Here is a 10,363-nt window from a genome sequence, read left to right on the forward strand (position 1 = left end):
CACCGGCAGCAGCGCCGGGCACCGCGGAGGCGGCCACGTCACCGGGCCTGGCGGTGCCGCCCGCCCCGGTGACGCCGCCGGCCTTGGTGTCCGGGCGGAGGTTCCAGGCGAGCACGGAGGCGACGGCCACGACGATGACCGTCGTCATCACCGCCGCCCGCGGTCTGCCACCGCGTACGGGCCGCGGGTGGTCGGCCGGGTGCGCCGGCTCCAGCGGGCCGGTGGGTCCGGTCGGGTCGGCGTGCGGGTGGCCGGTGCCGGGCGCGGTGTCCGACCAGGCCGGGACGGGCCGCGGGGTGTCCGCCGCGGTCGGCGCCCAGCCGCCGTGGCCCCCCTGGCCGTACGGCTGCCCGTACGTCTGGCCGTAGGGCTGCCCGGACGCGGTCGGGTGGCCCGGCGCGGTGCCGTACCCGGCGCCGGACGGGTACCCGCCGAACGCCGTCGAACCCGGACCGGGGCCGGCGGCCCCGAAGCCGGGCACCCCGAACTCCGCCGCCCCGGGCGCCGGTGCCCCGGACTCGGCGGCCGCGAGTGCCCGGTCGAGCTGTTCCGCGTCCGGCCGCTGCGCCGGGTCACGCGCCAGCAGCGCGGACAGCAGCGGCCCGAGCGGCCCGCACCGCACCGGCGGCGGCAGCGGCTCGTCCAGCACGGCGGCGAGCGTGGCCAGCGTGGTGGCGCGGCGCAGCGGGTGGTGGCCCTCGACGGCGACGTAGAGCATCATGCCGAGCGACCAGAGGTCGGAGGAGGGGTTGCCCTCCTCGCCGCGGATGCGTTCGGGTGCGATGAACTCGGGCGAGCCGATGAGCGAGCCGGTGGCGGTGAGGGCGGTGGCGCCGTGCATGGCGGCGATGCCGAAGTCGGTGAGGACGGGGGTGCCGTCGGGGCGCAGCAGGACGTTGCCGGGTTTGACGTCGCGGTGCTGGATGCCGGCGGCGTGGGCGGCGCGCAGGGCGGAGAGCACGCCGCGGCCCAGCCGGGCGGCCTCGGTGACGCTCAGGGGGCCCCGGGCGAGACGGTCGGCGAGGCTGCCGCCGGACACCAGCTCCATGACGAGCCAGGGGTGCGGGTGTTCGGCGCTGTCGACGATGTGGTGGATGATCACCACGTTGGGGTGCTGGAGCCGGGCGAGGGCGCGGGCCTCGCGGAGCACCCGCTCGCGCAGCTCGCGCGCGCCGTCGGGATCGGCGGCCGCGATCGCCGGATCGGGCGGGCGGACCTCCTTCAGCGCCACCTCTCGGTGCAGCGCGTTGTCCCGCGCGCGCCAGACCAGACCCATGCCGCCACCGCCGAGCCGCTGCAGCAGCTCGAACCGGCCGTCGACGAGCCGCGTTTCCGACCCCTCAGCGTTCATGCGCGCCATCGTAGGAGACGACGCGGACACGCCTGCAATCGGAGGGTCCCGCCGGGGCCTCCCGGCCGGGCCCGGCGGACGAGTCGGGCGTTCCCCCACCGGCGCCGCCCAGCCCCACGCCTCGCTCAGCTCCACGCCTCGCGCAGCTGCTCGCGGTGGGCGCCGGCCCAGTCGGCGAAGGACTGGAGCTCCGGGTCGAGCGCGCGGACCTCGTCGAGGTCGCGGGCCGCGGTGAAGGCCCGCTCGCAGTCGGCGTAGTACTGGAACATGTTCCCGGCCTCGTCGGCGCCCGGGAAGTCCTGCGCCCGGAAGGCGTCGGGCGTCATCGGCAGGTACTGCACCGGCAGCCCGGTGACCTCGGTGAGCGTCTGCGCCATCGCGGTCACGGTGAGGTGCTCCCCGGCGATGCTCACGGTGGCGCCGATCAGGTCGGTGCCCCGCCGCAGGATCGCCAGGGCGGTACGGCCGAGGTCCTCGACGGCGATGCCCGACAGCCGGCCGGTGCCCATCGGGAAGGTGAGCTGGACGGCCCCGTCCTCGCCCCGCCGCGGGGCGAAGTCGGCGAGCAGGTTCTCCCAGTAGAACGTGGTCCGCAGATAGGTGGCGGGCACCCCGGCGTCGGCGAAGTACTGGTCGGCCTCGGCCTTGCCGTCGAAGTGCGGCACCTTGTAGCGGCCCTGCAGGGTCGGCATCCGCGGGTCGTCCACCGGGATGCAGTCCCGGGTGTCCTCCAGCGTCGACCAGACGGCGTGCTGCACCCCGGCGTGCCCGACCGCCTTCGCCAGCGCGGCGGCCTGGGCCTTCTCCCGCTCGGCCGACATGTGCTCCCAGAAGTTGGTGACCACGTACGCGCCGTACGCGCCCGCGAAGGCCGGGCCCAGCGTCGAGGGGTCGTCGTAGTCGGCCCGCACGACCTCCACGCCGTCGGCCGCGAGTTCCTCGGCCCGCTCCGAGTCCGGATGCCGGGTGACGGCCCGCACGGCGAAACCGCCGTCCCCCTCGGCCCGGATCGCCCGGATCAGCGCGCCGCCCTGCCGTCCGGTCGCGCCGCACACCACGATGGTCCTGGTCGCAGCCATCGCACGCCTCCTCTCCGCCCCCTGCTCCGGCCCGCGCGGAAACCCGCTCCCCGCGCGCGCCTGCCCACCGCCGACCGGCCCCAAACGGACCGCCGTCGCCGCTACCGGCTTCGGCGGTGGCCCGTCGGAGCGCGCGACCCGTCGGGAGGACCGACGACCCCACCGTTCCTGCCCGCCGCCGACCAGGGCACCCGGGTGATCCGGCTGGACGCCACCCGGGCCCGCACCGACCTCGTGGTCCGCAGCCACCCGGCCGGCGCCTGCTGATCCGCCCCGGCACGGCCCCGCGCGCAGCCCCGCGCGTGCAGCCCCGTACAGCCGACGCCCCGGCACCGGTGGTCACCGGTGCCGGGGCGTCGTGCACCGCCGTCAGACGTCGCTCACCGCCCGTCAGCCGGCGGGCGGGGTCCAGTCGGCGGGGAGGCCGGACTGGGCGAGGACGGTGGCGAGGCTGTAGTGGTCCCGGTCGGAGGCGATCCGGCCGTGGCGGTCGAGGTCGAGCACGGTGGTCATCGGCACCGCGAACGGCTTGGGCGCGCCCTTGAGGTGGCCGGCGTACACGGCCTCGACGGTGATGCGGCCGCCGTCGCGGTAGGTCGAGCGCACGGTGACGTGGACGCCCTCGATCAGGCTGTCCGCGCGGGCCTTCCAGCCGGATATCTCCTGACGGCCGTGGAAGCTGACGCCCACGGCGAGATCGGTGTAGACGCCGTCGGCGGTGAACAGGGCGCCGAGCTCCCGGGGGTCGGTGCCGTTCCAGGCGCAGGCCCAGGCGGCGACGATCCTCGGCGCGCGCCGTCCGGCGTCCTGCGCGCCGGAGGCGGACGAGGCGGCGGAGCCGGAGGAGGTGGCCGAGCCGGAGGAGGTGGCCGAGGCGGTCGCGGGCACGGCGGCCAGCGCCGCGGCGGCGGTCAGCGTGCACAGGGCACGGGGCAGTCGGGACATCACAAGTTCCTTAGGACGTGGTGTGGTCGGGGTCGGGAGGCCTCGCGGGTCAGTCCTGGTCGGGGATCCAGGAACCGTGGATCCCGGCGGTCACCCGGCGGGGCAGGTGGACGGTGGCGACGGTCTCCAGGCCGACGGCGTCGAGGACGAGCAGCTGCGAGGCGTCCTGCTTGAGGTCGGAGACGACGGTGAGCAGGTAGCCCTCGTCCTCGCCGGTGGCCCCGGCGGCGGGGACGAACACGGCCTCGCCGGGCAGCCGGGCGTCGCCGACCTGCCGGATGCGGCGGGCCCCGGTGACCCGGTCATACTTGACGACGCCGTAGCCGCCGAAGCCCTTCTCGTCGGGGAAGGAGATGGCGTACTGGTAGCGGTTCTCGGAGCCCAGGTAGGCCTCGTTGAGGGTCGGGAACTCCACCGGCAGGTCGTCGATGATCTGCTCGTCGACGCTGCCGGCCACCGGGTCGATCACCCAGCGGCGGGTGTAGGAGCGGGAGCCGGGCTCGCTGCCGCGGTCGGGGGCGCCGATCCACCAGTTCCAGGAGAGCCGGAATCCCTCGCGGTCCACGGTGGGGCCCTCCAGGACGATGCGGCCCCGGCCGTCCTCGTACGCGTTGGAGACGTGCAGCATGTTGCCCGGTTCGATGGAGTACCAGCGGATGTTCCGGGTGCCGTCGGCGCCGCGCGGCATGACGCCGATGCGGGCGGGCTGCCGATCGCTCCAGCCGTACGGGATGCCGGAGTGGTCGGTGGGGTCGAAGGTGACGTTGCCCTCGACGAAGACCACGTGGCCGCGGGTGATGGCGAAGTCGTGCTTGAGCGCGGCAGTCGCCCCCGGGACCTCCGCGCTGTGGACGATCCCGCCCTTGGCGTCGGCGACGTGGTAGGTCAGGAACGGCGGGACCGGCGAGGAGCCGAAGAAGTGGAGCTCGCCCGTCGCCGGGTCCTCCTTGGGGTGGGCGGTCATCGCGGTGCGCAGCCTGCCGCCGAAGTCGTACGCGCCGACGGTGTCCAGTTCCCGGGTGAGTTCGAAGGGCAGGTTGGCCTCGCAGAGGGCGAGCAGCCGTCCGCCGTGCTCGATGACGTGGGTGCCGGCGACGCTGGCGGTGAGGTCGGGGCCGTGTTCGGTCATGTAGGGGGCGCCGTCGAGGGCGGGGGTGTGCACCCAGCGGTTGCGGTACCACTCGGCGTGGCCCTCGCGCAGCCGGATGCCGTGGACCATGCCGCTGCCCTTGAACCAGTGCGTGGGGGTGACGCCGGGCTTGGGGTTGTGGCCGTTGCGCAGCAGCCGGCCGGTCAGCTCGGGGGGCAGGGTGCCCTCGACGGTGAGGTCGGTGGCGGTGATCTCGTCGGGGACGGGGGTGAAGTGGCCGGTCAGGTACGGCTTGGCGGTGGTCATGGCGGATGCCTTTCGGTGAGTGGATGTGCCGGTTGGTCAGATGGCCTGTTCGGCACCGGACTTGAGCCCGGTCACCGGCTGGGGGTGACGGTCGGCGCGGCGGGTGAGGAGCGGTGTGAGGACCGCGGTGGCGGTCAGGACGGCGGCCGAGACGGCGAAGGCGGTCCGGTAGCCGGCGGTGAGGGCTTCGAGGTGTGGTCGGTGGGTGGCCGCGGTGACCGAGCCGGCGAGGGTGGTCAGCACGGCGAGGCCGACGGCGCCGCCGACCTGGCGGGTGGTGTTGACCAGCCCGCCGGCCAGTCCGGCGTCCTGGGGCGGGACGCCGTCCACGGCGAGGGCTGTGAGCTGGACGAAGGCCACGCTGAGGCCCAGGCCGACCAGGACGCTCGGGCCGAGGACGTCGGTGAGGTAGCCGCCGTCGGCGCTGATCCGGGAGAGCCAGAGCAGTCCGGCGGCCTCGGTGAGCAGGGCGGCGACCACGGTGGTGGTCGGGCCGATCCGCCGGGAGATCCGGGGTGCCAGCGAGGCGCCGAGCATGTTGGCGGCGGCGAGCGGGAGTTGGCCGGCCCCGGTGGCCAGCGGACCGGACCCGAGGACCTGTTGCTGGTAGAGCGGCAGGAAGAAGAACAGCGCGATCCAGACGGATCCCAGCAGCGCCATCAGCAGGTTTCCCGCGGCCACCCGGCCGGTGGTGAGCAGCCGGGGCGGGATCAGCGCGTCCGGGCGGCGCAGTTCGATCACGGCGAAGGCGGTGAGCAGGACGGCCGCGGCGACCAGCGCCGCGATGACCGGGCCGTCGCCCCAGCCGGCCCCGCGGGCGGTGGTGAGGCCCCAGACCAGGCAGGTCAGCGCGAGGGTCACGGTGACGGTGCCCGGCAGGTCGAACCGTCCGGCCTTCCGTCCGCCGGGGCCGGCGAACGCGCGGCCGGCCGGCACCAGGGCCGCCACGGCGGCCAGGACCAGCGCCGAGCCGAGCGCGACCGAGTGGAAGATCCACGGCCAACCCCACGCCTGGGTGAGCACCCCGCCCAGCAGGACGCCGCCCGCCCCGCCCGCGCCGGAGACCGCGCCCCACACCCCCAGCGCCCTGCCGCGCCCGGGGACGGTGGGGTACTGCGCCATCGCCAGGGCGAGCGCGGCCGGGGCGATCGCCGCCGCGGCCAGGCCCTGGAGCGCGCGGGCGGCGATCAGGACGCCCGGGGCGGTGGCCGCGCCCGCCGCCAGCGAGGCCACCGCGAACAGCGCGAGCCCGGCGCTCAGCACCCGGCGGCGGCCGAGCAGGTCGGCGGCCCGTCCGCCGGCCAGCAGCAGCGCGCCGAACGCCAGGCCGTAGGCGTTGACCACCCAGGTGACCGCGCCGTCCGAGAGGCCGACCCCGGAACGGATCTGCGGCAGCGCCACGTTGACGATCGAGGTGGCGAGCATGACGGTGAACTGCGCCGCGGCGAGCGCCGCGAGGGCCGCCCCCGGTCGGTGCGGCCGGCCTGCCGCCGGCTCCGTCTGCGTGCGTACGTCGTTCATGCCGCACAGACTCGGGCCGGTCGCCGTCCACCTTCCAGGCCCTGCGGCGGCGGGCACTGTCCACTCCTGTCCGCGGCTGTCCACCCACCTCCCGTCCACGGCCGTCCACCCGCCCCCGGGGCACGGTCACACGCACGTGCCCCGGGAGAGCGGCCCGGAGGGTCAGCGCGGCCCGTGCAGCTCCACCTGCCAGAGCGCCTCGCAGAGCTGGTCCAGCCCCTGCCGCAGGTGCCGCCGGTAGGTGCCGTACGGGAGGCTCAGCCGGCGGGCGGCGGCCTCCTGGGTGGGCGCGCCGGAGAGGTAGCCGGCCGTCAGGGCCTCCCGGGCGCGCACCCCGCGCGGGTCGCGGCCTAGCTCGTCGACGGTCCGCCGCAGCAGGGCGCGCAGCTCCTCGACGGGATCGGCGAGGTCGGCGGCCAGGCGGGCGCGCAGCAGGGCGCAGGCGGCGAAGGCACCCGGGTCCCGCCAGTGCGCCAGCGCCTCGCGCACGTGCTGGTCGAACTCGGCGCGCGGGACGCCCGACGGCCCGGCCCGGACGGGTACGGCGGTGGACGTCATCAGGTGGCGCAGCCAGGTCTCGACGGGCACCTCCCGCCAGTCGACGCCGAACACCCCGTAGGTGTGCGCGCCGACCCTGGGCCGGGCGCCGGTGTCGGCGAGGCTGCCGCGGACCCGCGCGGCCCACGTCTCGGCGTCGCGCCAGACCGCGAAGCCGTACGCGCGGCCGCGGGCGCGGGCCGATTCCGCCTGGGCGCGGGAGCTGCTCAGGTCGATGACGCGCGAGGGCACCTGGTACCGCTCGGGGTAGACCGTGAAGCGGCTGATCCCGATGTGCTCGCCGGGTCGTACGGGCCCGGCGGCCTCGGTGTACGCCCAGGCGGCCGCGACGACGGGGTCGGTGGCGAGGTCCTCGGGGTCGGCGGGGGCGGGCAGGGCGAGACGGGCGGTGAACGCCACGATCCGCCCGGTGCTCACCAGCCGGTAGACGCTGAAGGCCTGCGGCTGGCGGCGCGCCCAGTAGCGGACCAGCGCGGCGGAGGCCGGCCCCTCGGTCTCCTCGGCCATCCTCAGGACGACGTCGAGGTCGTCCGGGTGCAGGGGCCGGTCGTGCACCTCGTCCTCGCGGGAGCGGGTGCGCAGGCGCGCCACGATCTCGCCGTCCCGGAAGAGGTGGAGGAGTTCGTCGGTGACGGTCCGGACCCGTTCCTCGGGGGCCTCGCGCAGCAGCCGCAGGTACTCCTCGGCGAGCCGTTGGCGGATCGCCACGAAGGCGTTGGGGGCGCGCCAGCGCAGGTCGGCGGCGAGGGTTTCGCGGGCGGCGTCGTGCGGGTGGACTCCCCGGTGGGTGGACTCCACGAAGGGCAGGTCCCTCAGCCAGGCGAAGAGCGCGTGGGCGTCCTCCTCGGGCAGCACCGCGGCGAGCAGTTCCTCGGAGGTCGAGTAGGCCTGGGCGGCGACCTCCAGGGCGCGGCGGTGGGCCGCGGTCGGGACTTCTCCGATCAGGCCCGACAGCAGGGTGCGCAGGATGTCGGCCGAGGGCGCCGAGGTCTCCTCCCGGCTCCAGTCGGCCGGTCTGGCGGCGGCCGCGAGGGACAGCGCCAGCGGGTTGCCCCCGGCGAAGCGGAGCACCCGTTCCCGCAGGTGGGGCAGGACCGGTGTGGTGGCGAGCAGGCTCCGGGCCTGCTCGGCGGAGAACGGCTCCAGTTCCCGGACGTACAGGAGGCCGGTCCAGGCGGGATCGGCGGTCCACTGGGGCTGCGGGGCGAGGCGGCCGGCCAGCACCACCAGGGTGTCGTCGGCGGCGCGGGGCAGGAACCGCTGCCAGAGCCGGCCCTCCAGCCACTGGCAGTGCTCGAAGGAGTCGACGAACAGGACGGTGCCGGGGATGTCCAGGAAGGAGGCGGCGGCCCGTTCGAAATCGGCCGGGTCCCTCTGGACGAAGCGGCCGTCGAGTTCCAGCAGCGGCCGCCCCGCCGCCCGGGCGTGGTCGGCGAGGCGGCGCAGCAGGGTCGACTTGCCGATGCCGCCCGGCCCGTACGCGTAGAACGCGAACGGTGCCTGCGGGTCGCCGGCCAGGGCCCGGTCGAAGTGGTCGAGTTGCTCCTCCCGGCCGATGAAGGCCTGGATCCGGGCGGTGCTCAGCCTGTCTCCGACCGACGCCATGACGGCTCCCCTCCCCGTGCGCCGGCGCGGCCGCTGCGGTGTCCGCGCATCAGCCGACCTGTCCGAGGTTCCGGTCCTCGTCGTGGCCGTCGACGAGCAGGGTGGTCTCCTCGACGCGCCGGAAGCGGCCGTCGGGGGCGAGCTCGGCGAAGAGGTAGACCTCGATGCGGGAGGTGCGGCCGTCGTGCTCGGTGACGGTGACGGTGTGGCGGTCGGCGTACCGCGCGCCGTCGCGGAGTTCGTCGTGCACCTCGACGTGCCCGGAGCGGACCAGGGAGCGCAGTCGGGCCATGTGCCGGGCGAACCCGGCCCGGTCGCTCCACTCGCCGTCGGTGCGCTGGCGGTAGTCGGGGGTGAAGTGCCGGTCGATGGCCTCGTCGAGGTCGGGGACCGGGTCGAACAGCAGGTCGTCGAGGGCGCGGGTGATGTCGGTCGCGGGCATCGTGCTCTTCTTCCATGGGGGAACTGGAGCTACGACGCGCTGCGGGTCCGAAAGGGTTGTCAGCAAAAGCGAAGGGGGCGCACCCGCCCGGGCACGCCCCCATCTCCGCCGCGGCCGGCGTCAGTTCACGTGGACCACCGGGCTGCCCGCCTGGCTGGTGTCGACCAGCGGCCCGTAGGTGGCGGAGAAGTACCCCTCACCGGGGCAGAGGCCCGATCCCCCGCTCTTGACGAAGTGCGCGTTGCGGAAGGCCAGCGTGTGGGCGGTGTTGTCGACGGACCCGGCGAAGGCGCCGCTGAGCTGGAAGGTGCAGGTGATGGTGCCGAACCAGGTGTTCAGTACGGCCGAGGCCTGGATCGGCCCGACCGACCCGGCGGTGAGGACGACCGGGTACCCGGCGGCGTCACTGACCGAGACGTTGTACGCGAGGTTGCCGACGGTCAGGCTCCGGACCGAGGTGACCCCGGTGACGTTGGCGGTGCAGCCGCCGAAGGTCTGCCCGGTCAGGGACTCCGTCGCGGTCCCCGGAGCGGCCGGGTTGTCCAGCACCCGCGCGGTGAACTGCGAGGTGCCGCAGGTGACGCCGGTCGAGCCGGTGGCGGCCGAGTAGAAGGTGGCCCGGGTGCCCGCGGCGAGCGGCGCGACCAGGACGTCGCCCACGGCGACGGCCGGCCCGCCGGCTCCGCCGGTGGTCAGCACGGGTGTGCCGGCGGCCGCGCCGGGGCTCGCGGACGCGGGGACGGCGCCGACGGCCAGCGTCGCGGCGACGGCGGCCAGCGCCAGACAGGTGCGAGTGCGCATGGGGAGAGCCTTTCTCTCGGTGAGGGTTCGAGAGGGCGAACGTGCCGTGCCCGCAGGAGGAGGGGGATGACTCCGGAGCTGACTACGTTGTAGGCCCATGTCCGTGCACCGTCAAGGCGCTCCGCACGACTTGTTGACGATTCGTCAGCAAGCCGATCGGGGGCGGCGGATCACCGCTCGCGCCCCCGGGGCTTCAGCGGGGTGACCGGGAGGGTGGGGGCGTCGAGGCGGGGGCCGGCGTAGCCGTGGACCTCGCCGAACCTCGAACCCTGCTCCCAGTCGGTGCGGGCCTGGGCGATCTCCTCGCCGGTACGGCCGATGAAGTTCCACCACATGACGAGCTTCTCCTCGAAGGGTTCGCCGCCCAGCAGCAGCACCGAGGCGTCCGTGCGCGCCCGCAGGGGCAACTCGGCGCGCCCGCAGCCGAGGTAGAGCATCGAACCCGGCTCCACCGGGACGCCGTCCACCTCCAGGCTGCCGGTCATCGCCAGCACCGCGTACTCGAAGTCCCGCTCCAGCGGCAGCCGCAGCTCGGTGCCTTCGATGAGGGCGAGGTCGGCGCCGGTGATCGGGGTGTACGTCGACCCCGGGGAGCGGGTGCCGGCGAGGTCGCCGAGGATGACGGTGGCGTGCAGGCCGGGGGCGGTGACGGTGGGCAGCTCGGC

The 10,363-nt window shown here is 75.3% G+C and carries 9 protein-coding genes; all 9 read right to left on the reverse strand.

Features of this window, described 5'->3' with window-relative positions; genetic code table 11:
- Positions 1-1,351: protein kinase domain-containing protein (locus ACWEQL_RS37705; RefSeq protein ID WP_452155317.1), on the reverse strand; the 1,351-nt coding region annotated here is incomplete at its 3' end.
- Positions 1,352-1,476: 125 nt separating this feature from the next.
- The gene (locus tag ACWEQL_RS37710; protein WP_452155319.1) at positions 1,477-2,430 is read right to left on the reverse strand and encodes an NmrA/HSCARG family protein; all 954 of its coding nucleotides are present in this window, start codon (positions 2,428-2,430) and stop codon (positions 1,477-1,479) included.
- A 390-nt stretch (positions 2,431-2,820) separates the two neighbouring features.
- Positions 2,821-3,375: a nuclear transport factor 2 family protein gene (locus tag ACWEQL_RS37715; protein WP_452155321.1), complete on the reverse strand. Its 555-nt coding sequence runs from the start codon at positions 3,373-3,375 to the stop codon at positions 2,821-2,823.
- Between the two features lie 49 nt (positions 3,376-3,424).
- The gene (locus ACWEQL_RS37720) at positions 3,425-4,771 is read right to left on the reverse strand and encodes a carotenoid oxygenase family protein (protein ID WP_452155323.1); all 1,347 of its coding nucleotides are present in this window, start codon (positions 4,769-4,771) and stop codon (positions 3,425-3,427) included.
- 36 nt (positions 4,772-4,807) lie between these two features.
- A complete protein-coding gene (locus ACWEQL_RS37725) occupies positions 4,808-6,292 on the reverse strand; it encodes an MFS transporter (RefSeq protein ID WP_452155325.1) in 1,485 nt (494 codons plus the stop codon).
- Between the two features lie 162 nt (positions 6,293-6,454).
- Positions 6,455-8,455, reverse strand: coding sequence for an ATP-binding protein (locus ACWEQL_RS37730; protein ID WP_452155327.1), 2,001 nt, complete (start codon positions 8,453-8,455; stop codon positions 6,455-6,457).
- Positions 8,456-8,504: 49 nt separating this feature from the next.
- Entirely contained in the window at positions 8,505-8,897 is a 393-nt protein-coding gene (locus ACWEQL_RS37735) for a nuclear transport factor 2 family protein (protein WP_452155329.1), read from the reverse strand.
- A gap of 120 nt (positions 8,898-9,017) precedes the next feature.
- Positions 9,018-9,698, reverse strand: coding sequence for a Tat pathway signal sequence domain protein (locus ACWEQL_RS37740; protein WP_452155331.1), 681 nt, complete (start codon positions 9,696-9,698; stop codon positions 9,018-9,020).
- Positions 9,699-9,868: 170 nt separating this feature from the next.
- A partial coding sequence (locus tag ACWEQL_RS37745; protein WP_452155333.1) for a pirin family protein occupies positions 9,869-10,363 on the reverse strand: 495 nt, incomplete at its 5' end.

Source organism: Kitasatospora sp. NPDC004240 (assembly GCF_053603215.1).